Here is a 25,301-nt window from a genome sequence, read left to right as displayed (position 1 = left end):
TGGGGCTGCTGCGCAGCCCTTTCGCGGCACAAGGTGAACTGGTCAAGTAATTTTGGACACCGGTTAAGGTTCATGCCGCTGCCTTGAGTTTTTCCTCCATGGCTACTGGCGTTTCATAGCCGTTGTAGCTGTGGAGGCGCTTGAGGTTGTAGCGCATCAGATAAGCCTGGATATCCACTCGTGCCTGCGCTTCGGTCTCGTAACCCTCTGCCGGCACCCATTCTGATTTCAATGCTCCGAAGAATCGCTCCATGGCAGCGTTATCCCAGCATTGGCCTCGATGGCTCATGCTCTGGTTCAAGTTGTACTCATCGAGCGCGGCTCTGAATTTATGGCTGGTATACTGACAGCCCTGGTCTGAATGAAACATTACGCCCGCCGGCCTACCCCGCGATTCAGCTGCCATGCGCAGGGCGTTACAAGCTAAGTTGGCATCTGCAATCATCGAGAATGCCCAACCCACTACGCGACGGGCATAGAGGTCAATCACGGCGGCTAGGTACAGCCAGCGCCTGCCAACCTGGATATAGGTCACATCACCACACCAAACCTCATTGATCGCCGAAACCTTGAAATTGCGCTTCAGCTGATTCTCGGCGATCAACGCTTCTGCCCCTGATGACCGATAGCGGTGCGGCCTGCGCTGCTTGCACTTCAGGCCAGCTTCGCGCATTAGCGCACGCACCTTGTATCGTCCTATTTCATGGCCTTCATGCCGCAATTCCTGCGCCAGGGTTCGCGAGCCAGAAGCACTTCGCGATGCGTTGAAGTGCTTGATTACCAGCAGGCGTAGCGCATCTCTGGCCGGTTTTTCACGTCCTTGCCGTTTGCGCCACGCATAGAAACTGCTGCGCTTAACCCCAAGCACGCGGCAGCAGTCGACAACAGGGTATTGCTCACTCAGCTCGTTGATCAGCGAGAACGATCTTTGGAGTCCCGAAGCAGGAGAGCACTGGCCTTTTTTAGGATTTCGATATCCCGATCCTTTTGCCGAACCAGCGCTTCGAGTTCTTCAATTCGTTGCTGCTCGGGTGTGATCGCTTTGGCTCCAGCCGGAACCTTGCCGGCTCTCTCTTCACGTACCTGGTCAACCCAGCGGCGAAGCGCGGTAGGGCCCAGCCCAAGGGCGGCACAGACCTCAGGAACTGACTGCCCACCGTCCAGCACCATTTCGGCAGCTTGGACTTTGTATTCTCTTGAATAAGATTTACGCACTGATTTTGCCTCCAATTGGGCGCCATCATAGCGCCCGATGAAGGTGTCCAAAATCATTAGGCCAGTTCAAGGCCGCTCCTACAGGGGACTGGGTCGCCTAGGATGTCTCAATCAACACATTCCCCCGCGCAATCAGACATGCCCCACCCACCAATCTGCCGCACACTGCCACCCTGCCCCAACCCGGTAGCCCGCACCCCATGAGCCTGCTGAAAACGACCCTGGACGCCAACGCCTTCGCCTGCATCCTGGAATTCGTCCCCAAGCCCGGCGCCGAGCGTTTCGCCACCCTCGAAACCCTCATGGCGCGCACCCGGCTGTGCGGCTGGCCGCTGACCGTGGCCATCGGCGATCGCGTCGGCAGCGCCCTGGACATGTCGCCGCTGGAGGCCTTCAGCAGCCTCGCGAAGCCCGTCCCCGCCCTGCTGCACTTCTCCGGCAAGGACCGCGAACGCCGCGACCTGCTGGCCCAGTTGCAGCGCATGAACGCCGCCGGCCTCGACCAGTTGCTGCTGCTCACCGGCGACCGCCTGCCCGGCCACAACCCGGGCGAACGGCCGGTGCGCTACCTGGAATCCGTCGCCGCCCTGCAGATCGTCCGCCAGGCCCGCCCCCACTGGCTGCTGGCCGCCGCGCTCAACCCGTTCAAGTACCAGGAAGCCGAAGGCGGCGCGCAGTACTGCAAGGCCGAAAAGAAACTCGCTGCCGGCGCCGACCTGTTGATCCTGCAGCTCGGTTTCGATATCGACAAACACCAGGAAGCCTTCGACTGGATGCAGCGCCAGCCCCGGCCCAAGCCGCTGATGGCCTGCATCATGGCGCTGACCGAAGGCCGCGCCGGGATGCTCGATCACGTTGCCGGGGTGACCGTCACGCCATCGATGCGCGCGCTGCTGACCGCCGAAACGGCGGTGTCCAAGGCCTACGCCAGGGAACGCGCCAACCATCGCCTGGCCTTGCAGGTGATCGGCCTGAAATTGATGGGCTATGCCGGCGTGCACCTGTCCGGTATCCACGAGGTGGCTCAGTTCGAGGCGCTGGAGCAGGCCATCGACACGCTGCAGCCGCAGTTCACCTCACTGCAGGACTGGACCACGGCCTGGGAAGCAGCCTGGCAGGCACCTGGCCTGACGCCGGTCACCTTCCACCCACCCGGGCACGCCTGGCGCTTCGGGCAACGGCAGATCACCGCCTCCAACAAGGAAAAGGTTCGCTACCACCTGCTGTCGGCGATGCACCATCAGCTGTTCAGCCGCACCACGACCTTGAGCAAGGCCTTCGGCTGGGCCGTGACCCGGCCGCTGTGGGCCAACCCCACCGCAGCACAGTGGCTGCATCAGCTGGAGCGGCGCATCAAACGCCCGATGGTGGGGTGCGATACCTGCGGCAGCTGTCGGTTGGAGGACACGCTCTACATCTGCCCCGAGACCTGCCCCAAAGGCCTGGCGAACGGCCCCTGCGGCGGGACCAGCCTGGACCGTTGCGAGTTTGGCGACCGGGAGTGCGTGCACAGTGCCAAGTATCGGCTGGCGGTGAGCGTGGGCAGGACCGAGGTATTGCGCGAGCGGTTGATTCCTTGCGTGCAGGTGGAGAACCGGCATCGCAGTTCGTGGCCGGTGTGGTTCGAAGCGGTCACCTCGAAATCGCCCTCCCTGCAGCCCGACGTCGCTCCGGAGTTCAACGAGTAACACGCCTGTCGGTAAGCTCGTTGCCACCCTTGCCCAACCGACTGCTTTGCCTCATTGTACAGACCACTGTCATTACAAAGAGACTGCAAGCATGGCGTCCATCAATGTGCGTATCGACGACGAACTCAAGGTGCGCGCCTACCGTGAGCTGGAAAAACTCGGTGTAACCCCTTCCGAGCTGATGCGCCAGGCACTGCAATACGTCGCTGAGCGCGGGCAACTGCCGTTCAAACCCGTGTTGCTGACCGAAGAGGACGAAGCATTGCTCGCCACGGTCCGCGAACGCCTGGCCGCGCCGCAGAGGGTAAGGGTAACGCTGGATGACCTATAACCTCGATTTCGATGCGCGCGCACTCAAGGAATGGCAGAAGCTCGGCGACACCATTCGCCAACAGCTCAAGAAGAAGCTGGCAACCGTGCTGCTCAACCCGAGGGTCGAAGCCAACCGTCTGCATGGCTTCCCGGACTGCTACAAGATCAAGCTGCGCAGCAGTGGATATCGATTGATCTATCAGGTCATCGACCAGGAAGTCGTGGTATTCGTGATCGCCGTGGATAAACGTGAGCGGGATCAGGTTTACCGCAAAGCAGCCGAGCGATTAGCCAAGTGATTTCAGGCTGACTCCGCGACATCGAGAGACACGAACACCTCGCGTCCTTGCCATTCGCCCGACTGCCCAGAAACAACCAACAGCCGATTCCCTGCCCCTGAAGCAGTCACGACACACCGCCCCTGCTCGTCCCAGAACGCGCTGCGCCCAGCCGCCGCCCAGCCGCCCGTAGTGCCGCCATGGTTGGCCATGAGCACGGCCATGGCATGCCGCTGTGCATAACCCTGCAGCAACGCGCTATCCGCCGGATACCCACCCTCTCCGATCAGCACACCCGTCGCGTACACCTGCGCACCGCGCTGCGCCGCCTGGGCGGCATGCTCCGGATGGCTGAAATCGGCACACACCGACAAGGCCACGGACAGCCCGGAAACGGACAACAACTCACCGCCGCTCCCCGCACTGAAGAACACGTCCTCGCCGGTATGCAGGTGCTGCTTGGTATAGACCGCAATCGAGCCATCCGGGTGGAGGATGCAGGCCGCGATCCGCGGCTTGTCCTGGCCCGGTACCTTGAGCGGCATCCCGACCACCGTGGTCATGCCCGCTTCCTGGGCGAGCTGGCGCAGTGGCGCCAGCAGCGGCGTGTCCAGGTCCTGCGCCAGGCCACTGGCCAGGGTGGGGGCGTAGCCCGTGAGCGACAGTTCGGGGAAGAGCAACAGTTCCACGCCATGCTCATGGGCCTGGCGCATGAACGCCAGGTGCAAGGCCAGGTTGGCGGGGATGTCGCCATCACGAATGGCGCATTGGGCGGCGGCGAAAACGGCTGATGGCATGGGCGTCTCCTGACAAGGTAGGCAGACTCTGCTTGACCGTTATCCAGAAGACAACATCGGCATCAACGATACGAGAACCCTGGAGGCGTTTGCGTGGGAGCGGGCTTGCCCCGTGATTGGGCCACAGGGCGCCCCAGCATCCAGCCGGACGTGAGTCCACTCTTCACATAACGCATATCCCGGCAACGCTATGATGCTCCCCTGCACGCAATGAGCCTGACAGGACAACCCCATCATGAATCTGAGTGTTCTCTACGCGCTGGTTGCAGCGGCGCTGTTCGGCGCAAGCACACCGCTCGCCAAACTGTTGGGTGTCGATACCCCGCCCATCCTGCTGGCCGGGCTGCTCTACCTGGGCAGCGGCGTCGGCCTGACCCTCGTCCGCCTGGTGCGCGATCGCAGCTGGCAGCGGCCCGGGCTGCCTGCCGGAGAATGGCCCTGGTTGCTGGGTGCCATCCTCTTCGGCGGCGTGCTTGCACCTGTGGCGCTGATGTTCGGGCTCACTCGCACAGCGGGGGCCACTGCATCGTTGATGCTCAATCTCGAGTCGGTTCTTACGGCAGTGCTGGCGTGGGTGGTATTCAAGGAAAACGCCGACCGCCGGATCGTGATCGGCATGGTTGCCATCGTCCTGGGCGGTATCGTGCTGTCATGGCCACAGGAGACCGCGACCGCCCATGACTGGATCGGCCCGCTGGCGGTGGCGTTCGCCTGCCTTTGCTGGGCGATCGACAACAACCTGACCCGCAAGGTCTCTGCCTCGGACGCGCTGTTCATCGCCGGCAGCAAAGGCCTGGCAGCGGGCGTGGTCAATAGCGGCCTGGCCTTGGCCATCGGCTCGCAACTGCCGGCCCTGGGCACGCTGGGGTCGATCCTGCTGGTTGGGTTTCTCGGCTACGGCGTCAGCCTGGTGCTGTTCGTCCTGGCGCTTCGCGGGTTGGGGAGTGCGCGTACCGGGGCGTATTTTTCCACGGCGCCGTTCCTGGGGGCTGCGGTCGCGATCCTGATGTTGGGTGAGTCGGTGTCCGTGATGTTTCTGCTCGCTGCGGCGTTGATGGCCTTGGGTGTGTGGATTCACCTGTTGGAGAACCATGTTCACGAGCATCAGCATGAGCCCCTCGATCATAGCCACCGGCATACGCACGATGAGCACCATCGGCATGAGCACGACTTCGAGTGGGACGGTACCGAGCCGCACAGCCACCCGCATGTGCATGCGCCGATTCGACATAGCCATGCGCATTTTCCGGATGTTCATCATCGGCATAGGCACTGAGCCAGTCTGCAAGCTGCTGATGCCAACCAGCACAACGGCGCGGTGCAGGCCTATGCCTTCAGCGCCAGCGCGCCCGAGCTGTTCAAACAGGCTCGGCCTTACCTACGCTCCCCGGTGAAACGCAAAGTCGCAATTTCCGCTGAACCAGCTCTCGGCCAGGGTGTTTTCCTGGCCGGTGAAACAGCCCTGGCCAGCCAAACGCTCCTGGCCGCACCCGCGCAGCCCGTCTACGGCATGACCAAGCGGCGTTTTGATGCGCTGCTTGCCGATGGCTCGCTGCGCCTCAGCCAATCGGTGGACGATACCCGGGCGTGGGTGGAAATCTGGGCCTACGACACCCTCGATACATCCGGCAACCGTGCCGATGCAGCTTCCCTGTTCCTGAGCCTGGACAATGCCCAGGACGAGCGCGTCCAGATGGCGCTCGATGAACTGAGGGAGCGGGTGGAATGGTTGGGGTCAGGGAGTTAGGGCTTTTCGGGGAGCACTTCAGCCGCTATCGATAGAACTCATCCAGACGTTGATGAGCAACCGCCCAGGGCAGCCGCCGTGCATTCGCCCGCATCCGTCGATAGGCCTCATGGGCCTGGTCAACAGAGATCACCTCTTCTCGAACAAGCTCCTCAACCACCCAGAGCGTGCCCTTCACCTCAACCTCTTCCAGCAAAGCCGCTTTGCGCAACGCCTCGTCCCCGGATAGCAGCGGGCATTTCTCCTGCCTGGCCAGCGCCAATGCGAAGCAGTCGTTACGGCTAGGCCCCCTGACCCGGCCAACCAACTCCACGGCATAGAGCATGGTGGCAGGGTTGAGCTCAGCCAGCTCGAGCCCCAGGCCCAGCAGATGCGCATGCTGGGCTTCAAGCTCATCGAAATAGAGGATATCCGGCACAGTGAACTGGTAAGGCAGCGTGAAGAGTTGGGCCAGCAGCTCACCCTCTTCAAGGTCGATCAGGATGTTGGCATCACTGATGAGCAACTGCATCCAGTAACTCCAGTTTGCGCGCCTGGTGGAACTGATAGACCGTCATGCCCAGCAGCTCCGCCGCCTTGGACTCGCCGATAATCCCCTCCCCCAACGCGCGGTAGACCAGTTGCTGGAACAGCCGTGTGGTTTCCTGCCGGTACGCAGCCCCTGGCTCCTGTTTGCGCCAGCCCTGTTTGACGAAGACCATGAACAGCCGCTCACGCACAGCCTGCTGGATGATCTCCAGGTCGCCAGCGCGATACAGGCAACCCTGCATGCTGAGGCCAAATTCCGCCTTGAGCAGATACAACTCGCGCACCTCCAACATGTGGCGTTTGTTGCCCAGATGCTGCCGCATGGCGCTGGCCGGTACCAGCAATGCCGAGGCGAAACGGTTACAGGCCTTTTCCTCGTCCAGCCCTTCGGCCAACCGACCGTGCATCAGCAAGTGACCAAGTTCGTGGGCCAGGGTGAAGCGCTGCCGGTCACCCGGCCAGTCCGCCGACACCACGATGACCGGCTGCCCCGCCACGCTGGCCTGCAAGCCATCGAACTTCGCCTGTGCATCGACCTGAGTGATGATCACCAGAATCCCATGCGTCTCCAGCACGTCGATCAAATCGGGAATCGGGCTCGCCCCCAGCCCCCACAGCTGCCGCACCTGGTCCGCCAGGCTGTCGACCGCCTGCAGCGAATCCAACTGTGCGGGCAGCCCTGCCGGCGCGCTGAACGCCTGCACGGGATAATCCGGCCATAGATTGATCAGCTCCTGCCAACGCTCCGCCTGATCCAGCACATCGGCCTCGATGCGCTTGAGGATCGCCTTGGGCGTGCTGCAACGCTTGCGATATTCGACACCCGCCAGCTCGACCTTGGCAGGGCGGAAAAAGTACTCGGCGCGCACCGACAGCGCCTTGCACAGACGCACGAGCACGCCGGAACTGGGCATGCTCTGGTCATGTTCATACTTCTTGATCATGTTGGCGCTCACGCCCACCTGATCACCTAGCGCCTGCATCGACAGGCCAGCAGCAGCGCGGGCACGTTTAAGCCGCTCGCCGATCATCGGCTGTCTCCCTCGGTTTACGATTCCATAAAATTTCAAAGAAATATAAACCCGATACACTTACCCGTCGAGCCATGGGCGACGACCGCCCTACCGTGGCCAGCTCGGCATCGCGCAACAGCCCCCTGATTCATATGCCTCCCCAAAGCCTGTATAAAGCGCCAACAACCTGCGCCCCCGACGTCTGCCAAAGGAAACCCCGTCATGCTTCGGCTCTTGATGCCAGCCCTGCTCCTGCTGCTTGCCGGCTGCGCCACCAAGCCCCCGGCCAACCCCGACAACCTCTGCGAGATCTTCCGCGAGAAGCCGAAATGGCACGAGGCGGCGCTGAAGATGCAGGCGCGCTGGGGTGCGCCGGTGCAGGTGCCGATGGCGATGATGTACCAGGAGTCCTCGTTCAAGCACGACGCCCTGCCGCCGCGCTACTACTTCCTCGGTTTCATCCCTTGGGGCCGGGTCAGCAGCGCCTACGGCTACGCCCAGGCCAAGGACGAGACCTGGGCCGACTACAAGCGCGATGCCGGCGGCTGGGGCGCCGCCCGCGACGACTTCGCCGACGCGATCGACTTCATGGGCTGGTACATGCAGAAGAGCCAGCAGGTCAACGGCGTGTCCAAGTGGGACGCCTATGGCCAGTACCTGAATTACCACGAAGGCTGGGGCGGCTACCGCAACCGCAGCTACGACGCCAAGCCGTGGCTGAAGAACGTCTCGCAGAAGGTCCAGGCCCGGGCTTCGGTGTTTGGTGCGCAGTATCGGAGTTGCGAGCAGGAGCTCGCGCGGGGTGGGTGGTTCTGGTAGGGCCTGACGCAGGCGTGATTTGAAAATGCTGGCCTACTCAGTTAGCGCTTCATCGCCACTAACGAGGCTGCTTTGCACCCCTTCGCGGGCAAGTAGCATGGGCGCACCGCCCCACAGGACTACGCAGAATCTCAAAGCAGCGCCGTACCTGTAGGAGCGGCCTTGTGCCGCGAAAGGGCCGCAAAGCGGCCCCAAAATCCCACAGCATCAATCCCCAGAAACACTCTCCTCCTTCATCGCCTCCAGCTTGCCAAACTGCTCGCTGGCCAACCGGCTGATGATCCGGATCGCCTGGTGGATCCCCGCCGTGTTGCGAAAGCTCAGCTGCGGGTTGTGCTCGCACTCCAGCACCTCGTCATGCTGGACCAGCGCCTCGCCGAGCAGTTCGAGGGTCCAGACGTAGCTCTGGAGAGTAGACAGGCGTTCATGGTCAGGCATGGGGCACCTCCCGGTTGGCGCGGGTGGCGAGGGAGTGGCTGTCGATCGGGTAGAAGGTTGGGGATGGGGTGGCCGCGGGGGTTGGGCGGCGGAGAGCGGATGCGAGGATCCTGTACAGACGTGTGATGGTCATGCATGAGACTCCAAGTTAGGTTGGAACCACCACGCACTGTCGCCAAACAATGGGTGGCAGCTGTACGCAGGTTGGCGAACCGGGAACTTGGAACCCGGCAGACCCGAAGGTCTCCCGCGCACAGCCGCCATGGCACGAGGCTGCGGACGCAAAAAAAGCGCCTGCAATCGTGTGGGGCGCTGCTGCGCCAAGTTTATCCGGGTCGCCAAACCCGGTCGCGGAATTTGCCGCGACTGGTAGGGAATTTATTCCTTGGGGGCTTCTAGTGCAAGGTTCTTGGGGCTAGGAAATAGCGATGGAAAACGTAGGAAATGGATTGCACGGAGGGGCTAGGTGGCAACAGTACGTGGGTTGGCCGACCGGGACGAAAAGGACCGGCACACCTGAGGTGTCCCACGTACTGCTGCCATGGTGAAAGCGCACTCGATATAATTGCGTTCTGAGTGGTGAGGGTGGCAGCTGTACGCAGATTGGCGAACTGAGGAAAAGATAACTCGGTAGACCAGATGGTCTTCTGCGTACAGCAGCCATGTCACAGCAGACACGTCCAGGTTAGCTATATCTGGTCATTGATGAGGCCTGCTGAGATGGTTAGAAACAAAACGCCCGCACTGCAAGGACTGCGGTGACTTCTGGGGGCTGGTGCGGAGACAGACGGACGGTTTTTGGCCGTGAGGGCCCGGTCTTCGCGGGTCTGGAATTTGGTGGATTTTTTGATGTACCTCATAGGGTGTCTATAAACAAATCAGCTAGTTATGGCTTTCAGTGGAATCGAATCGGGACTTGCGAAGGATCCAGTGAGAGCTACCTACACCCGCGTCAAATACTAGGTAAGGACCGGCAGAAAACGCCCCAATGCTTCCCTTCACGAAGGGAAGCAATCGGCCAGAGCGGATACGAACAACGGCTTTGTGGCTTTGGATCGTGTCCGTAGGAGGGACAGCGCGATAAGAACGACCTCGAAGCTTCATTACTTGACCAACGCCTTCCCGCTTATGACTTTGCCATCGGCTGACATCACTGGGAAATCCAGGCCAGGGGCGTACACCTGGCGGTAAACCGACCCCAGCATTGCAGAGTTGAGACTGGCTACAATAGTGCGTGTCGCTCCCATCTCCGCCTGGTGCTCAGAAAACTGCCCGAGCAAAGAGACATGTTTCGAAACGGGGAAATAGAGGTAAGTCTTGTCCAAGCCAAAGCCAGGAGATCTGCGGTAGAAAGCGGGGACATTTTCCGGCTCCTCGAACTCCAGTAAGACCGGACGATCAGTAGTGATGAATGAGCCGCTTTCGTCATCGGAGCGAATCAGAGACCAGTTGCGCGCCGAAAGCAGAGGGACAATGGTCTGGAGCAGGCTCATTTCTATTCTAATGTGATTCTCCCTAGCCACTTGGATTGTATATGCCTTGCTCTCATGGAAACGTTTTACATCTTCGTAAGTGACGTTATCGAGGACCTTTCCCCCACTCGCCCGCAAACCTTCGATCTGAGAATCCCAGCGTTCTTTCGAGTCCAAGCTGAGATCCATCATCCGCTCGATGATCTGTGCTTGAAATGCACGCATCTGCTCGCGCCGATGTGGAGAGCGGACAGCAAGCAGACCGATGAGATATAGGACGATTTCCCGCCTCTCTCCTGAGAAATCCTCCCCTTCGATTAGGCCCTTAATCGCTTTTGCAGCTTCCCCTTCAAAATCAGCCAGCGATTTTTCAAGAATGTTCTGGTCAACGCCTTCAGCGTCGATTCTGTTGAAGTCGCGTACCCCGCCGACATTCCTCGGCTTCGTTTCGAAGTGGGTGCCATCCGCAACGTTTATAACCCTAAGGTTTGATTTCTTACTGCCGTTATTGGTGAAGCCACGGAGATAGCATTGCGAGAGAAAATGATGATGCCTTGCCGTCATCCCAATCCCCTGGGTGCGAGTGCCCTGAGCCAGTTTTCAACCAAACTAGCTACGACAGAATATCCAACGGTGGACTAGGCAGCCTCCCGCGGTTTTCGAGATCGCGGCTCAGCGCCCCCACCTTCCACTTCCCCGAAAGGAACCGTAAAGCCGTCATACGTGCATAAAACGCCATGCGGAACAATGCCATTTCTCCGTAGCGGCTGCTCTCGGCCACAAGCGGACTGAACCGCTCTAGCCAAGTGACCCAATCTACCGGATCGGAGTAGCTCACAGCAAAACCACCAATGTGCAGGAAGAGAGAACTGGAACCTAGCCAGCACTGTCGATAGGCGGGACCTCCTATAACAGTAGCACTCACTCAGATGGCAATAATTACCAAAGTAGCAATCAATACGGCAGCTACTGAACAAGGTTAATCGACTTCGGGGACAGGGTAACCGTCATCATCTACCTCACGAAAAGACACGAAAAAGCGGACGGCTTTATTCTCGGTGAAAAATAAATTAGTCGGAAATAGATCAATCCCCTTTTTGCTACAGTGGCAAGAAACTCCAACATAGAAATTAAAGACAACGTAGACCTTGGGTGCTGAACCATGACTCAGCACCCAAGGCCAATCATGATCAAAAATCGAACCGATCAAACAAAACTTCCGTACGATACGATGGTAGATAGACTGACCCGTACCTCTCAAACTCTTCAATTTCGAATGGAAGAACTTCGCTCACAAGAAAATCCTTAACGTTCGAAACCCACTCTATCCAATCCTCGACATCCTGATCAGAATACAAGGTAGACATATCTGCCGTCCGAGCCTCTAGCACCGTTTTCCGGAGAGCTTTGATCCTATCAATGGGATCTGGATGCGTACTAGAAGGATTAAAAGGCGGATTTATGTAATCTGAAACAGCGTAGAATAAGTCTAGGTAAAGAAAGAACAGCACAGCCGCATTCAAGATAGATGAGCACCCCTGATCTGAATAGTTGGCATGCAAGATTGATCCAGCATCCGCCTCAAACTCCTGATGCTGCCTCGGGGTGTAGAATTTCTCCTGGCGCCCGCTGCGGCTTACAGAGAAGAACTCTGGATGATTTGCTAAATTGGCTGCACTGCCAAAGTGGCCTAACAATGCGTGCGCGAACTCATGCCCAATGACGAACTGCACTTGGTCTTCAACTAAAATGTTGCAGTAATTCTTGACCTCCGGAGGGAGCTCACCTCTCGGATCCAAATCAAAATCTTGAGACTCGGTTAAAAGCATGGTCCTACAGGCAATTAAAAGGCAAGCTTGGGTATCTTTTTTGTCCAACCCTTCTAATCGGCCTTTAAAATAAGCATTCATGTAGAACAAGAAATGTCTAAGTGCCTCAGAGAGGACAACCACTTTACCAAAGTTAGTTTTTATGCAGGCACCATGCGGCTCCCTTGAAAGCATGTAACCATATGATATATTTCTGCACTCACTCGCGTGCTCCTCCGAAAGGTAACCGATATACTCTTCAAAATCATATGAGTCATAGTACGAGGTCAAAGACCAGCTACTTGACGCAGAGTCCCGGCGCTTCAAAAAAGTTCTCGCGAGCCGCGGATCATCAACTACAGCTTCCGCACGAAGCTTGAGAAGGTAATCATCAACATTTGCCACATCTTCTATTCGCGCTATTTCTTCGCGAGTACATATTGGGTAAAAGAATTTCCCATTTTCTGACAACCCCTCAATCTCGGACTTGAGATAGCAACCAGTTAAATGAGCTATAAACTGATCCCCGACATATAATTTTTTTACAATATCCGCCCGCTTAGGGTGACTGACGAGGTTTGACTCATACTCCTTCCTTACCACATCAAATTTTGATGGGTTATTTTTTCGCTGAACTATTTCAAACTGAAATTCATACAAGGAAGGATCAAGACCGAAGTGCTCAATCAATAAATCATAGACATTGCGAGAGCTAGTAATTGACATAACAAATTACCATTAAAACTTTTAAATTCACCCACTCCACCGATTCTTACGAAGGGGAAAATGGCGAAAAAAAGGGGACCAGAAAAAAGGGGACGGATTTATTTTTCAGCAGAAACCTCGAAAATAAATCCACCCCTCTTTTTTGTTTCGATATCATTCCCCTTTTTTATGTTTATGGGGTTTCAGATCCGGATGATCTTTCTGTTTCTCTGGGGTAACTCTCTGCCTCTTGTCAGGGGTACCGTCCTCGTTAGTTCTTTTAGGGCCAGGTTTAATACTCATTATCGACTCCCTTTATCGTCTTGATTATCAGATAGAATTTCTAAAATCAGATAAGCCGCCTACATCTAAAAGCTCAACGAGCCCAAGGATTTAAATTGCCACAGGAACAATATTCCGCAAAATCGTCGAACCAGTCAAAGATAATTAGCTCGAATATCAGGGCTTTGTCAAGCAACCTTGGCCGCCACTGACAAGCTCAATACTTATGAAATATTTCTATTGTATTATTTACAGCTCAATACTAAGAGCCCATAGGGCCTATATTGTGTCTCTGACCCTATCGATACACAGAAAATCACGTATTTTCTGACGGAGCAGCAGAAGCATATGACTGAATGGTTTCAGCTCAAGCTCCATTTATGCAACCAGCATCACAGCCAGTCTCAAGGATTACCCTTAACTTTACCCAAAGAAAAGCCCGACTTTCAGCCGGTTTTCGTGTAAAAAACCTTTAATCACACGTTCTTTTCTTGGACTGCAACCATGATTTCGTTCTGTCGCTTGGTGGCTTCAATCAGGACAGCCTTGTAAACGCGCTTTTTTTCGTCAGATTTTGCATTGCGAATGGAGAAAATGGGGAAGAAAATGGGGACGGAAGAAAATGGGGACGGATTTATTTTTCGGCGACAGGTCATGCGGCGTCCGATCAGGGCACGCCACACAATAGGGCCGCGAAGAGGCCCCGATGATGCGAGGCATCAGTCTCTAGAAACAAACTCTTCGTTCATTGCCTCCAGCTTGCCGAACTGCTCGCTGGCCAACCGGCTGATGATGCGGATCGCCGGATCGCCTAATGGTACTGCTATCATGGATAGCTCAGCCATATGAGCATGACTCCATGAATAGTCATCAAACGATAGAACTTATCAAAAGGGCACTCATCGAGCGTAAAAATCTGGGCGATACTTCAGTCACCATCGATTCGCTCGAAAGCTACCTCGAACATCTCAAAAATTCTGGGCATTTTGATACTCCAGAACAGCATCTGCAGACGGAAGAGCATACCCATCAGTGGAACGTGGAGATGGTCCGCTCCGGGGTTGAGGCAGGTGGTAATGCCTTGAAAACATGCCTTTTAATTTCTGGCGGCTCTGCTGCAGCTCTTTTAGCATTTGCAAGCTCAGCTTGGTCAGGTTTAAAAGCCGAAGGGCTTGAAGCGCTTGGCGTCACATTGGCTTATCTGAGTATTGCCATCTTGCTTACAGGAGCGGCTACAGCTACCAGATATCTTTCTCAGTACTTCTTCGCCGAGCGACTTTCCTGGCATAGAAGAGCAGGAAATTATCTACAATGGTTTACGTGTGCCTTAGTGCTCGCCGCCTATATCTTTGTGTCCTCCGCCTTTCTAAAAGCCAGCCACATGATAACCATGTTTAAAGTAGTTAAATATATTCCAGTTGGCTAAATCCAAGCACGCCCAACCAATCAAAATCTACAAAATTTGATACTAATAAAAACTCTATAGCTCTCTAGAAGCCTCAACAGAAGCTCACCAAACCTAATAAAGATTAACCTAGAAACAGAAGAGTCAGCCAATCTTATAAAAACTGAAAAGCATTGCCATAAAAAAAAGAAAAGTAAAATTTTTACCAAGCAGAAAAATAAATCTACCAATTTCCGAATCACCCCATTTCAGAAACCATTTGACCTTTCTGACGAGGTGAGCTCTGTATCCATTAAAAACCAACCAACAAAACTTACAATCTAGCCATTAACTCCATACACTTACCACGAACTCTTATATCAGGCCGCGCAGATTCAACTACCAGCCTGAAACAAGACTCAAACAAACGCCACCAAAGTATTAAACCTCAATATCCCTGCACTTTTTTCCACAACTCAAAAGCTTCATTAAGAATTTTAAAGCGCCCCATATGACTACCTAAATCATTAGTGCTACGATTCAAATTATCATACATAACAAAACGGGACGACTCCTCACTAGACAAACTCTCAAGCCCAGAACCTATAGATGACATCTCAGAGCGATTAATTTTTCTTTTAGACTCAAAATCAACCAAGAACTCACGCACAAGGTGATGGCTATCTGTGTTCTGCATCCTGCACAGCCAGTAATACACCGGCACAATACCCGCACTAGATAGCAATTTATCACGAGGTAAAAACACTTCCGACATGACATCTAGTGTTTCGTTCACTCTGCGAGTAGCCAACTCCAAAAGTTTTTTATCTTGTTCACTTTCAATTTTACCTACAAACTCATCGAGAACCCGCTTTTTAGTATCTACAGGTTTCTCAGCATACTCAAATTGCAAAATTTTAGCTGCGGTATTTAGCTCAGCTCCTCGTTTTACGGAAAAAGCTATACACTCCGTAAAAAACTCGTGCTCACTAACCCTTCTAATAATTTCAGGCACAGGCCCAGACATCGCGTTACGTATCTCAGCACCTGCCAATGGTTTGCTTCTATTCAGCCTTACAAAAAGCTCATTAATCGGCTCTTCGCTTGCGGCATGAACACCCATAATTGTCAAATTGAATGTTTCAAAAAGCTCAGCAACCTCATAGTGATTTGCAACCAAATCTTTATAACTAAGCCCACCCAACTTTAGACTAGGATCTGCCTTGAAAATGAAATCCTCATTCAAGACAACCTTCCCGTCAAAGAAGTCAAATATTGCTTCAAAGCGCTGCTTCCCATCAATAATTGCATACGGCAGTCTACTAGAGTTAAGCTTAGATATCTCACTAACAGTAAAGTCCGCCATATACAACTTCGGTATATCGAAACCATTCAAAATAGAGTCAATTAAATATCCTTTATCGGTTTGAGACCAGAGACGCCCCTTCCTTTGATAAGGTGGTGCCATATCAATCTTATTACGCCGGGATCGCCACCAAGTTAAAGGTTTGGCATCCATTGTTCTAATATCAAATATCTCTCGAGACATAAGTCACACCTCAAACTTATAAAATCGTTTGATCTCTAATGCCAACCCATCTAAATCAGGGTAAACAACAGACTCTGTAATACCATAAAGAAATAGAGAGTCTCTTAGAGCGGCTATGCTTTCTTTCGGTACAACTATCTTGTGCAATACACCCCTAGGATACTTATGGGTATCATATAATACATCCAGTCCTTCAACCATCTGCCCAGAAACGGTAAAGACTCCTCGTTGCGCTACTATTCTTGGGCTATTATGGACTCCATAAATAGCAACAGGATGATTATTCATTTTCCCGACTGATGCTTCAGGCTGATAAGCTCTCATTTCATCATCAATAGTTAGGAGGATCCCTCCGTCATATGATACATGCCGTAGAGCATGTTGATTCCATTGAATCGGATTCAGAACCCAAATTACAGCATCTTTCAAATAGACAACATTTCCTTGAGCGTCTTTTTCATAAGACGAATTAGAAACAGCAAAATAGAACGCAATAAAAGGATTTTCCGACCAATCCAATAGCCTTGTTGGAAGCCGGTAGTGCTGCATATAGAATAAAGTTTCCCAAGGTTCTTGGGGCACCTTATCTGAGAAAGGCATGCTCCGCTGTCTAAATCTGGAAATTAGCTCACTCTCTAATTTACTTATATCTTCACTCGATGAACTTTTCGGATGTCGATATAAGCCAGGAACAAGATTATGCCCTTTGTTATTACTTCCTCGGTACCATAATGGAACACCAGGAAGGTCTCCTTGAAGCGCTTCCAAGAACTTTATATAATCAGAAAATTTATTAACTATCTTTTCTGGGACCTTAGCCAAAGCGTATCCTTCCCTGCATGCCTATTATTTATATGCAAATAATTAACATAATGGCATACAAAACCAGCAAATGATAGCCAAACGACACTACCCGTCAGGGATGGTAAAACTGAATTAATCGTTTCAGTTAAAAACTCAAGGCTTACTTTTAAACGTACAAGCCCATAGAACACGGGCAACAGATGGTTTGGAATGGTGCCGGAGACAGGAATCGAACCTGCGACCTTCGCGTTACGAGTGCGCTGCTCTACCGACTGAGCTACACCGGCGTGTTGCGCAACGTACCATTGCCGTGTCCGTTACGCAAACCCCTGTTTCATCTCACTTTCACGGCGCCTTGCAGCCATTTGGCGCGAGGTCTTCCTCCACCGTGGTCACGCAGCTCCACCCCGCCTGGGTGCGGGCCAGGGTCACGGTCTTGCCCAGCACATTGGCCGGTGCGTCGGCCAGGGTACAAGCGATACTGGCGGTGCCGTCGGCGGCCGTGCCGCTGGCGGTGATCGCGCAATGGGCGGTGGCGGGCTGGCCGCCGAGGCTGGCGACGTCGGGCACGTCCTTGCCTTCGTTCAGGCGGATGTCCATCGGCGTTTTCAGCGCGGAGATTTCCAGCAGCGCCGCCGCGGCTTTGGCCCGGGCCTGGTGGTTGGTGTACATGGGGATGGCGATGGTCGCCAGGATGCCGATGATCGCGACGACGATCATCAGTTCGATCAGGGTGATACCTCGTTGCCCTTTCATGAACGGTCTTCCTTCGTAATACATGGAGGCGCGGTCGGCGCATGTTCAACTTCGGGCGCCCCGGCCGGCAGGCGCGCAGTAGGCCTGAACCGACACCTTTTGTCACCCCTGCACGGCAGGGCGTCATCTTCGCTGAACTACTCTAGTGAGCGTCATGGAAACGCGCCCGCCCTCGGGCCCGGCAAGCTGTTACGGGGCTTGTCGCCGCACTGCAAAGGACCTTCGCATGCCACCGTCTACCCGCCTCTACGCCTGGGAGGGCATCGATGCCACCGGCGCTCGTCAACACGGCCAGCAACCGGGGCGCAGCCCGGCGTTCGTGCAGGCCTGGCTGCAACGCCAGGGCATTCGGGCCACGCGGGTGAGGTTGGCGGGTGGGTTGCAGTGGCGATGGCCGCAGCGGGCGGGCAAGGCGGATGCGCCGGGGTTCAGCCGGCAGCTGGCGACCTTGCTGACGGCGGGGGTGCCGTTGTTGCAGGCGTTCGAGGTGATGGCGCGCAGCACGGTGGACAGCGGCATGGCGGCGTTGCTGGCGCGGTTGAAGCAGGATGTGGCGGCGGGGTTGGGGCTGGCGGAGGCGTTGCAGCGCCACCCGGCGTGGTTCGATGCGCTGTACTGCAACCTGGTGCGGGTGGGCGAGCAGTCGGGCACGCTGGATCAGCAACTGGAGCAGATGGCGGGCATGTTGGAGAAGCGCCAGGCGCTGCGGCAGAAGGTGCGCAAGGCGATGCTGTATCCGGCGCTGTTGCTGCTGACCGGGCTCGGGGTGGCGGCGTTGTTGCTGCTGGAGGTGGTGCCGCGCTTTCAGGGGCTGTTCGCCAGTTTCGACAAGGCGCTGCCAGCGTTCACCCAGTGGGTGATCGATTTATCCACAGGGCTGGGCAATCACGTGGGGTGGCTGGTGCTGTTGATAACTATGATGGGAGTTGGAGGGCGGGAGGTTTATCGGCGGCATCTGCCGGCGCGGCTGTGGATGGTGCGCTGGGGGCTGCGGGTGCCGGTGGTCGGCACCTTGCTCGGGCAGGCGGCGTTGGCGCGGTTTGCGCGCAGCCTGGCGACTTCTTATACAGCCGGCGTGGCGTTGCTGGATGCGCTGGCAACGGTGGCGCCGGTCAGTGGCAACTGCCTGCATGAGCGGGCGATCCTGGCGTTGCGCCAGGGCGTGGCCAATGGGGCGAGCCTGCAACAGGCGATGGAGGCGGACGGGCTGTTCCCGCCGCTACTGCGCCAGCTGGTGGCGGTCGGCGAGGCCAGCGGCACCCTCGACACCATGCTGGACAAGGCCGCGCTACATTACGAAGAGCAGGTGAGCCAGGCGCTGGAGCAGTTGACCACGCTGCTGGAGCCGGCCATCGTGCTGATCCTCGGGCTGCTGGTGGGGGGCCTTGTCGTGGCGATGTACTTGCCGATCTTCCAGTTGGGTAGCCTGATCTGAACATGAATGCCTGGGCCGTAATCGTCGATAATCCGCCGTTCTTTTATGCCCTGGCCGCGGTGCTGGGGCTGCTGGTGGGCAGTTTTCTCAATGTGCTGGCGTACCGGCTGCCGCTGATGCTCGAGCGCCAGTGGCAGCGGGAGGCGCAGGAGGTGCTGGGGCTGCCGCAGCCCGAGCACGAGCGCTTCGATCTGTGCCTACCGGCGTCGCGTTGCCCGCATTGCCAGCGCCCGATCCGAGCGTGGGAAAACATTCCGGTGTTGAGTTACCTGGCCTTGCGCGGGCGTTGCTCGGGTTGCAAGGCGCGGATCAGTGCGCGTTATCCACTGGTGGAGCTGACCAGCGCCCTGCTGTCGCTGCTGGTGGCCTGGCATTTCGGGCCGGGCGTGGAAGCGCTGGCGGTGATGCTGCTGACCTGGGGGCTGATCGGCTTGAGCCTGATCGATGCCGAGCACCAGTTGCTGCCGGATGTGCTGGTGCTGCCGCTGTTGTGGCTGGGGCTGGTGGTCAATGCCTTCGGGCTGCTGGTGCCGCTGGCCGATGCGGTGTGGGGCGCGGTGGCGGGTTACTTGAGCCTGTGGACGGTGTACTGGGTGTTCAAGCTGGTGACCGGCAAGGAGGGCATGGGCTTTGGCGACTTCAAGCTGCTGGCCATGCTCGGGGCCTGGGGCGGTTGGCAGATTTTGCCGCAGACTTTGATGCTGGCCTCGCTGGTAGGGGCGCTGATCGGGCTGACGCTGGTGCGTTTGAAGCGCACGCAGATGGGCGCAGCACTGCCTTTCGGGCCTTATCTGGCCATTGCGGGGTGGATCGCATTGCTCTGGGGTGATGAAATAGTCGCTTCTTACCTGCAACTGCTTGGAACCTGATGAGCACAGCGCCTTTCACCCCCTGGATTCTCGGCCTGACCGGCGGCATCGGCAGCGGCAAGAGCGCCGCCGCCGAGCGTTTCGTCGAGTTGGGCGTGCACCTGGTCGATGCCGACCAGGCCGCGCGCTGGGTTGTCGAGCCCGGGCGCCCTGCCCTGGCCCGTATCGTCGAGCGCTTCGGCCCCGGCGTGTTGCTGGAGGACGGCCAGCTCGACCGTGGCGCCCTGCGCCAGCAGATCTTCGCTGACCCTGCGCAGCGGCAATGGCTGGAGCAGCTGCTGCACCCGCTGATCGGCCAGGAGATCTTCAGCTACCTGGCCAAGGCCGAGACACCCTATGCGGTGTATGTGTCGCCGCTGTTGATCGAGTCGGGGCAGTTCAGCAAGACCCAGCGCATCCTGGTGATCGATGCGCCGACCGAGTTGCAGGTGCAGCGCACCCTGCAACGGGACAACACCAATCCTGAGCAGGTGCAGGCGATTCTCAAGGCCCAGCTGGCCCGGGAAGAGCGCCTGCGCCATGCCGATGACGTGGTGGTCAATGATCGTGACCTGCAATCGCTGCACGACGAGATCGACCGCCTGCACCACTTTTACCTGACTTTGCGAGGAGGCCAGCCATGAGCCAGCCGATGACCGTTGATTGCCCGACCTGTGGGGCGCCCGTGGAATGGGGGGAGAAGAGCCCGTTCCGGCCGTTCTGCTCGGACCGCTGCAAGTTGATCGACCTGGGGGCCTGGGCGGCCGAGGAGCACAAGATCGCGGGGGCGGAAGAGTCCGAGGATGAGTTGTATTCGGGGGATCTGGAGCCACGGCACTAAGCTGGGCTTGGTGGTGTGACTACCACCGCAATCGCGGGGCAAGCCCGCTCCCACTGAGATCGCGCACGATCGTTATGGGCCAGCCATACAGCATCCCCAACGCCCCAACAGCAATTGCTGCAGGAAACGCCGGGGCCGCGTTGCGGCCCATCGCTGGCAAGCCAGCTCCCACAGAGACGGCGTTTGGTTTGAGCGGGCTACGCGGTTAGTGTGGGAGCCGGCTTGCCGGCGAGAGGCCGGTACAGGCAACACAATCAGAAGGCCTTAGCGTTCCTCGTCCTTCCACGGCGCCTGCAGATAGCGCGTGCGGTTGAACGTCTCCAGCCACTCCGGGCAAAACACCACCAGTGCACTGATCACCGTGCCATTGATAAACGCCTCGGGGAACATCATCAGCCACAGGTAGCCAACAAAGTCGCTCAGCCACTCGGGCATGGCGAACCGCTCGTCCATCCACAACACCCCCAGCCCGGCCGCCAGGCACACCAGCACGGTCAGCGCGGCGGGGAAGAACCCGCAACAGAAGATATACACAAACAGGTTACGCGGCTGGGCACGCTCGACCAGCATCGCGCACACCTCGGTGACCAGCACCGGCAAGCCAACGATCAGCAGGCCATTGACGCCAATCGCGGCAAGGTCCTGGCGGCCCAGCAGCAGCAGCAACCCAAGCTGGGCAAGAAAGCCGCCGAGCACCGCCAGCGGCCAATCCAGCAACAGGGTCACGGCAGTCATGCCGATGAAGTGGTACGACACGCCAGTATCGAAATCACGCCGCACCAGCCACAGCACGAACAGGCAGAACACCGTGCCGAACAGCAGGTGCTGGCGGCGGGTATCGGTAAACAATTCCACCCAGCGCGTCCGGCTGGCAGCCCAGACCAGCAGGGGCACGTAACCGAGCCAGCCAAGGGTGAGGCTGGTGCTGGACAAGACCTGTGCGCTGATCACCTGAACAATATCCCTGTCGGCCATGTGGACAAGCCTGAGTCTACACCCATTCTCCCTTGCGTCCGGTTGCTATAGGCTGACACCTCCTTTCGCTGCAGGACGCATCCCCGATGACCGAAGGCATCAACCTGCCCTTGCTGCTGGGCGCGCTGTTCAGCGCCACCGCGGGGGTACTGCACCTGATGGTCATCGCCGTGGGCCCGCGCTGGTACCGTCTGTTCGGCGCGGGCGAGCGGATGGCCCGGGCCGCCGAACAAGGGCGCGCCTACCCTGCCCTGGTCACCCTGGTGATCGCATCGGTACTGCTGGTCTGGGCCGCCTACGCGCTGTCGGCGGCTGGTGTGATCGCGCCACTGCCGTTGCTGATGCCGATCATCTGCCTCATTACCTTGGTGTACCTGGCCCGTGGCCTGCTGGGGCCGCTGTTGCTGGCCGGCACCGGGCGCAGCCGCCGTTTCATCGCGGTCAGTTCGGCGATCTGCGTGGGCGGCGGGCTGCTGCACTTGTTCGGGGTCGTGCAGCAATGGCTGGTGCTGGGCTGATTCCCACGCACAAACAGCATCTTACCGTCATCAATTAGCGACTAAGCTTGTCCCCATGGATGACTCAGACTACCTGCGCCTGCTTACCATCCAGGCCGAACAAGCCAATGCGTTCCTGTCCAATGCCCGCAAATGGGAACGCGAGCGTTGGGTCTGCCAGCGCCTGCTGCAAGGGCTGAACATTCCCTACCGCAGCGAGGACTTCACCCCGGCCGGGCAAGAGCCGCCAGACGTGCTGTTCCGCGACGCGGCGTTCGAGGTGTTCTTCGTGCTCGACGAGGGCCGCCGGCTCAACGACGAGTGGCGCGAAGAGCTGCAACGTCGGCGCAGCGCGTTCTCCCTGAGCCAACTGGTGCGCCGCGAACAGCGCCCCCGGCGGATCAACGCCCAGGAACTGCTGGCACGCCTGGCGCCCACGCTGCGCAAGAAATCGCACAACTACCGCGAACGCGGGCTGGACCTGGGCGAGTTGGACATCATCGCCTTCTCCAGCCTCAAGCGCGAAGTACTCGACCTCAACAGCCATTTCCCGCCGCCGACCGAGTACCTGCGCCAGGGCTGGCGCTCGTTGTCGCTGGTGGGGCCGACCTTCGCCCGGGTGCTGTTTGCCCACCCGGATGCGCCGGATTTCCTGCGCGGCAACCTTGGGCGCAGCATCGTGTTCGACGTAGGCATCAGTCTTTGATCCAGTGCCGGGTGTGTTTGCGATCACGTACACTCGGCGCCAGGGATAGAAAGCATTATCATTCGACCCATGCGTTTGCGTGAACGCTGTGGCGTACACGCAGTCACAAACGTCTATCTGACGAGGCCCACCATGACCAGCCGCCTGAATCCCGAAGATCAGCGTCGCGTCGATGAGTATCTGAGCGCCCCCCAGCATCAAGTCGAGCGCAGGCCCTTCCGGCCGTTGCTGCTCCTGTTGCTGGTGGTGGCCGTGACCATCGGTCTGGGCCTGTTGAGCCGCCTGCTGAGTGGACTGGTGCTATGAGCTGCCTTGCGCTCGCCCGCCCCTCGTGCCGGATGCGGCCGGGCCTTGTGCCCACGAATTCCGTAAAACTTGTGAGAAATCCCAATGACTCATCGCATCGTGATTGTCGGCGGCGGCGCCGGCGGCCTGGAACTGGCGACCCGCCTGGGTAAAAGCCTGGGCAAGCGCAAACAGGCCGAGATCACTCTGGTTGATGCCAACCTGACGCACATCTGGAAGCCACTGCTGCACGAAGTGGCGGCCGGCTCGCTGAACTCCTCGGAAGACGAACTGAACTACGTGGCCCAGGCCAAGTGGAACCACTTCAACTTCCAGATGGGCCGCATGAGCGGCCTGGACCGCGAAAGCAAGCTGATCCAGCTGGCCGCGACCCTCGACGACGAGGGCCGTGAGCTGTTGCCTGCGCGCACCATCGGCTACGACAGCCTGGTGATCGCCGTGGGCAGCAACACCAACGACTTCGGCACCCTGGGCGCGGCGCAGCACTGCCTGTTCCTCGACAGCCGCAAGCAGGCCGAGCGCTTCCACCAGCAGTTGCTCAATCACTACCTGCGTGCCCACGCGGGCGATGTGGCCAGCGAGAAGATCAGCGTGGCCATCGTCGGTGCCGGCGCCACGGGTGTCGAGCTGGCGGCCGAGCTGCACAACGCCGCCCACGAGCTGGCGGCCTATGGCCTGGACAAGATCCAGCCGAAAGACATGCACATCACCCTCATCGAGGCCGGCCCACGGGTACTGCCGGCGCTGCCGGAGCGCATCAGCGTGCCGGTGCACAAGACCCTGGAAAAACTCGGCGTGACGGTGATGACCAACGCCGCGGTCAGCGAAGTGACCGAGGATGGCCTGAAGACCGCTGCCGGTGAAGTGATCCAGGCCAGCCTGAAGGTATGGGCGGCGGGCATTCGCGCGCCGGGCTTCCTCAAGGACATCGACGGCCTGGAAACCAACCGCATCAACCAGCTGGTAGTGCGCCCGACCCTGCAGACCACCCGCGACGACAATATCTTCGCCTTCGGCGACTGCGCCGCCTGCCCGCAGCCGGGCAGCGACCGCAACGTGCCGCCACGGGCCCAGGCCGCGCACCAGCAGGCGTCCTTACTGGCCAAGAGCCTGAAGGCGCGCCTGGAGAACAAGGCGCTGCCGACCTACGAGTACAAGGACTACGGCTCGCTGGTTTCGCTGTCGCGGTTCTCGGCGGTGGGCAACCTGATGGGTAACCTGATGGGCAGCGTGAAGCTGGAGGGCTGGCTGGCGCGGATGTTCTATGTGTCGCTGTACCGGATGCACCAGATGGCGCTGTATGGATTCTTCCGCACGGCGATGATGATGCTGGGTAGCAAGATTGGGCGCGGGACTGAGCCGCGTTTGAAGCTGCACTGAGGCTTCAAGATCCTGGGGCTGCTGCGCAGCCCTTTCGCGACACAAGGCCGCTCCCACAGGGGACGCAATCGTCTGTAGGAGCGGCCTTGTGCCGCGAAAGGGCCGCAAAGCGGCCCCCGATTCAACGCACCACGCGATACGTGCTCTGCACGAACCCACTCTCGTAGCTGGTCGTCTTCATGTGCTGCAACAGCACATCCTTCGCCAACCCGCCAAACAACGGAATCCCCTGCCCCAGCAGCACGGGAATGCGGGTGATGGTCATCTCGTCCACCAGCCCCTCGCGCAAGAACCCCTGAATCAGCTTACCGCCATCCAGGTACAGGCTTTTCGCGCCCGTCGCCTGCAGGTGCTCGAGCAATGCCGGGATCGGCCCCGGGTGCAGTTCGACCTGCGCCGGCGCGCCCTTGGGCAAGGCCTCGAGGCTGGCGCTGACCACCACGACCCGCGTATCGGCATATGGCCACTCGCCAAAGGTCATGACCTTGTCGAACGTCCCGCGCCCCATCACCAGCGTATCGACGCCCGCCATGAACCCGGCGTAGCCATGATCGTCGGTGGATTGGGTGGCGCCCATCAGCCAATCGAGGCCGCCATCTTCACGGGCAATGTAGCCATCCAGGCTGGTGGCAATGAAAACACGGGCTCTGAGGGACATGCGCGGCGCTCCTGCGGGCAAAGGCCATAGGGTAGCAAGAGCACAGGGATAAATCGTGGA

General features: G+C 57.9%; 29 protein-coding genes and 1 tRNA gene. 15 read left to right on the top strand and 15 right to left on the bottom strand.

Features of this window, described 5'->3' with window-relative positions:
- Window positions 1–70: 70 nt before the first annotated feature.
- Together HU751_RS12305 and HU751_RS27295 are read right to left on the bottom strand one after the other, a co-directional pair.
- Window positions 71–904: an IS3 family transposase gene (locus HU751_RS12305; protein WP_437181043.1), complete on the bottom strand. Its 834-nt coding sequence runs from the start codon at window positions 902–904 to the stop codon at window positions 71–73.
- 8 nt (window positions 905–912) lie between these two features.
- The gene (locus tag HU751_RS27295; RefSeq protein ID WP_075043813.1) at window positions 913–1,272 is read right to left on the bottom strand and encodes a transposase; all 360 of its coding nucleotides are present in this window, start codon (window positions 1,270–1,272) and stop codon (window positions 913–915) included.
- A 143-nt stretch (window positions 1,273–1,415) separates the two neighbouring features.
- On the opposite strand from HU751_RS27295, the gene HU751_RS12300 reads away from it, so the two are divergent.
- The 3 genes from HU751_RS12300 (at window position 1,416) to HU751_RS12290 (ending at window position 3,514) form a co-directional block, all read left to right on the top strand.
- Entirely contained in the window at window positions 1,416–2,903 is a 1,488-nt protein-coding gene (locus tag HU751_RS12300) for a methylenetetrahydrofolate reductase C-terminal domain-containing protein (protein ID WP_186735395.1), read from the top strand.
- Between the two features lie 91 nt (window positions 2,904–2,994).
- On the top strand, window positions 2,995–3,234 hold the full coding sequence (locus HU751_RS12295) for a type II toxin-antitoxin system RelB/DinJ family antitoxin (protein ID WP_186714181.1): 240 nt from the start codon (window positions 2,995–2,997) through the stop codon (window positions 3,232–3,234).
- Entirely contained in the window at window positions 3,224–3,514 is a 291-nt protein-coding gene (locus tag HU751_RS12290) for a type II toxin-antitoxin system RelE family toxin (RefSeq protein ID WP_186714182.1), read from the top strand. The genes HU751_RS12295 and HU751_RS12290 overlap by 11 nt, the downstream gene beginning before the upstream one ends.
- Window positions 3,515–3,516: 2 nt before the next feature.
- Here the strand turns inward: HU751_RS12290 and HU751_RS12285 are convergent, their stop codons facing one another.
- Window positions 3,517–4,290, bottom strand: a complete 774-nt coding sequence (locus tag HU751_RS12285) for a carbon-nitrogen hydrolase family protein (RefSeq protein WP_186735393.1) — start codon at window positions 4,288–4,290, stop codon at window positions 3,517–3,519.
- 235 nt (window positions 4,291–4,525) lie between these two features.
- On the opposite strand from HU751_RS12285, the gene HU751_RS12280 reads away from it, so the two are divergent.
- Entirely contained in the window at window positions 4,526–5,566 is a 1,041-nt protein-coding gene (locus HU751_RS12280; RefSeq protein WP_186735391.1) for a DMT family transporter, read from the top strand.
- Between the two features lie 42 nt (window positions 5,567–5,608).
- The gene (locus tag HU751_RS12275; protein ID WP_186735389.1) at window positions 5,609–6,037 is read left to right on the top strand and encodes a hypothetical protein; all 429 of its coding nucleotides are present in this window, start codon (window positions 5,609–5,611) and stop codon (window positions 6,035–6,037) included.
- A 25-nt stretch (window positions 6,038–6,062) separates the two neighbouring features.
- Here HU751_RS12275 and HU751_RS12270 read toward each other — a convergent pair whose 3' ends face one another.
- Together HU751_RS12270 and HU751_RS12265 are read right to left on the bottom strand one after the other, a co-directional pair.
- Entirely contained in the window at window positions 6,063–6,548 is a 486-nt protein-coding gene (locus tag HU751_RS12270) for a PIN domain-containing protein (RefSeq protein ID WP_186735388.1), read from the bottom strand.
- Window positions 6,529–7,596, bottom strand: coding sequence for a helix-turn-helix domain-containing protein (locus HU751_RS12265; protein ID WP_186735386.1), 1,068 nt, complete (start codon window positions 7,594–7,596; stop codon window positions 6,529–6,531). Before HU751_RS12265 ends, HU751_RS12270 begins: the two co-directional genes overlap by 20 nt.
- A 204-nt stretch (window positions 7,597–7,800) precedes the next feature.
- Between HU751_RS12265 and HU751_RS12260 the strand changes: the two genes are divergently transcribed.
- Window positions 7,801–8,397 carry a transglycosylase SLT domain-containing protein gene (locus HU751_RS12260; RefSeq protein ID WP_186735384.1) on the top strand — a complete coding sequence of 199 codons (597 nt, stop codon included), beginning with the start codon at window positions 7,801–7,803 and terminating at the stop codon, window positions 8,395–8,397.
- A gap of 207 nt (window positions 8,398–8,604) precedes the next feature.
- On the opposite strand, the gene HU751_RS12255 is transcribed toward HU751_RS12260, so the two are convergent.
- The 4 genes from HU751_RS12255 to HU751_RS27020 form a co-directional block, all read right to left on the bottom strand.
- Complete coding sequence (locus HU751_RS12255) at window positions 8,605–8,835, bottom strand: hypothetical protein (RefSeq protein WP_011535689.1); 231 nt, start codon at window positions 8,833–8,835, stop codon at window positions 8,605–8,607.
- Window positions 8,836–9,938: 1,103 nt separating this feature from the next.
- The gene (locus HU751_RS12250; RefSeq protein WP_186735382.1) at window positions 9,939–10,871 is read right to left on the bottom strand and encodes a DUF4238 domain-containing protein; all 933 of its coding nucleotides are present in this window, start codon (window positions 10,869–10,871) and stop codon (window positions 9,939–9,941) included.
- Window positions 10,872–11,497: 626 nt separating this feature from the next.
- Window positions 11,498–12,841 carry a M48 family metalloprotease gene (locus tag HU751_RS12245; protein ID WP_186735380.1) on the bottom strand — a complete coding sequence of 448 codons (1,344 nt, stop codon included), beginning with the start codon at window positions 12,839–12,841 and terminating at the stop codon, window positions 11,498–11,500.
- A 980-nt stretch (window positions 12,842–13,821) separates the two neighbouring features.
- Window positions 13,822–13,947 (bottom strand): hypothetical protein, encoded by a 126-nt coding sequence (locus HU751_RS27020; RefSeq protein ID WP_264082608.1) that lies wholly within the window; start codon window positions 13,945–13,947, stop codon window positions 13,822–13,824.
- A 14-nt stretch (window positions 13,948–13,961) separates the two neighbouring features.
- Here HU751_RS27020 and HU751_RS12240 point away from each other — a divergent pair, with 14 nt between their 5' ends.
- A complete protein-coding gene (locus HU751_RS12240) occupies window positions 13,962–14,528 on the top strand; it encodes a hypothetical protein (protein ID WP_186735378.1) in 567 nt (188 codons plus the stop codon).
- 406 nt (window positions 14,529–14,934) lie between these two features.
- On the opposite strand, the gene HU751_RS12235 is transcribed toward HU751_RS12240, so the two are convergent.
- The 4 genes from HU751_RS12235 to HU751_RS12220 form a co-directional block, all read right to left on the bottom strand.
- Window positions 14,935–16,035, bottom strand: a complete 1,101-nt coding sequence (locus tag HU751_RS12235; RefSeq protein ID WP_186735376.1) for a DUF262 domain-containing protein — start codon at window positions 16,033–16,035, stop codon at window positions 14,935–14,937.
- A 3-nt stretch (window positions 16,036–16,038) separates the two neighbouring features.
- The gene (locus tag HU751_RS12230; RefSeq protein WP_186735375.1) at window positions 16,039–16,857 is read right to left on the bottom strand and encodes an FRG domain-containing protein; all 819 of its coding nucleotides are present in this window, start codon (window positions 16,855–16,857) and stop codon (window positions 16,039–16,041) included.
- A 193-nt stretch (window positions 16,858–17,050) separates the two neighbouring features.
- Window positions 17,051–17,126, bottom strand: a tRNA-Thr gene (locus HU751_RS12225).
- Between the two features lie 58 nt (window positions 17,127–17,184).
- Complete coding sequence (locus tag HU751_RS12220) at window positions 17,185–17,595, bottom strand: pilin (protein WP_062575174.1); 411 nt, start codon at window positions 17,593–17,595, stop codon at window positions 17,185–17,187.
- 226 nt (window positions 17,596–17,821) lie between these two features.
- On the opposite strand from HU751_RS12220, the gene HU751_RS12215 reads away from it, so the two are divergent.
- Genes HU751_RS12215 through yacG form a run of 4 tightly spaced genes read left to right on the top strand, consistent with a single transcriptional unit; the run spans window position 17,822 to window position 20,719 of the window.
- A complete protein-coding gene (locus tag HU751_RS12215; RefSeq protein WP_186735372.1) occupies window positions 17,822–19,030 on the top strand; it encodes a type II secretion system F family protein in 1,209 nt (402 codons plus the stop codon).
- Window positions 19,031–19,032: 2 nt separating this feature from the next.
- Window positions 19,033–19,899, top strand: a complete 867-nt coding sequence (locus HU751_RS12210) for a prepilin peptidase (protein ID WP_186735370.1) — start codon at window positions 19,033–19,035, stop codon at window positions 19,897–19,899.
- Window positions 19,899–20,522: a dephospho-CoA kinase gene (coaE, locus tag HU751_RS12205; protein WP_110739747.1), complete on the top strand. Its 624-nt coding sequence runs from the start codon at window positions 19,899–19,901 to the stop codon at window positions 20,520–20,522. The genes HU751_RS12210 and coaE overlap by 1 nt, the downstream gene beginning before the upstream one ends.
- Complete coding sequence (gene yacG / locus HU751_RS12200; protein WP_011535705.1) at window positions 20,519–20,719, top strand: DNA gyrase inhibitor YacG; 201 nt, start codon at window positions 20,519–20,521, stop codon at window positions 20,717–20,719. Before coaE ends, yacG begins: the two co-directional genes overlap by 4 nt.
- A 264-nt stretch (window positions 20,720–20,983) precedes the next feature.
- Here the strand turns inward: yacG and HU751_RS12195 are convergent, their stop codons facing one another.
- Window positions 20,984–21,694 (bottom strand): energy-coupling factor ABC transporter permease, encoded by a 711-nt coding sequence (locus tag HU751_RS12195; RefSeq protein WP_186735368.1) that lies wholly within the window; start codon window positions 21,692–21,694, stop codon window positions 20,984–20,986.
- A gap of 86 nt (window positions 21,695–21,780) precedes the next feature.
- Between HU751_RS12195 and HU751_RS12190 the strand changes: the two genes are divergently transcribed.
- The 4 genes from HU751_RS12190 to HU751_RS12175 all read left to right on the top strand — a co-directional run bounded on the left by HU751_RS12190 (window position 21,781) and on the right by HU751_RS12175 (window position 24,583).
- Window positions 21,781–22,212 (top strand): hypothetical protein, encoded by a 432-nt coding sequence (locus HU751_RS12190; RefSeq protein ID WP_186735366.1) that lies wholly within the window; start codon window positions 21,781–21,783, stop codon window positions 22,210–22,212.
- A gap of 55 nt (window positions 22,213–22,267) precedes the next feature.
- Window positions 22,268–22,897: a DUF1780 domain-containing protein gene (locus HU751_RS12185; protein ID WP_186735364.1), complete on the top strand. Its 630-nt coding sequence runs from the start codon at window positions 22,268–22,270 to the stop codon at window positions 22,895–22,897.
- Between the two features lie 132 nt (window positions 22,898–23,029).
- Window positions 23,030–23,203, top strand: coding sequence for a DUF3094 family protein (locus tag HU751_RS12180; protein ID WP_050703672.1), 174 nt, complete (start codon window positions 23,030–23,032; stop codon window positions 23,201–23,203).
- Between the two features lie 84 nt (window positions 23,204–23,287).
- Window positions 23,288–24,583, top strand: coding sequence for an NAD(P)/FAD-dependent oxidoreductase (locus tag HU751_RS12175; RefSeq protein ID WP_110739752.1), 1,296 nt, complete (start codon window positions 23,288–23,290; stop codon window positions 24,581–24,583).
- Window positions 24,584–24,704: 121 nt separating this feature from the next.
- On the opposite strand, the gene HU751_RS12170 is transcribed toward HU751_RS12175, so the two are convergent.
- A complete protein-coding gene (locus HU751_RS12170; protein WP_110739753.1) occupies window positions 24,705–25,241 on the bottom strand; it encodes a dihydrofolate reductase family protein in 537 nt (178 codons plus the stop codon).
- Window positions 25,242–25,301: the final 60 nt, after the last annotated feature.

The sequence above is a fragment of the Pseudomonas peradeniyensis genome (assembly GCF_014268935.2).
Taxonomy (GTDB): Bacteria; Pseudomonadota; Gammaproteobacteria; order Pseudomonadales; family Pseudomonadaceae; genus Aquipseudomonas; species Aquipseudomonas peradeniyensis.
This window is presented reverse-complemented; position numbering and strand designations above follow the sequence as displayed.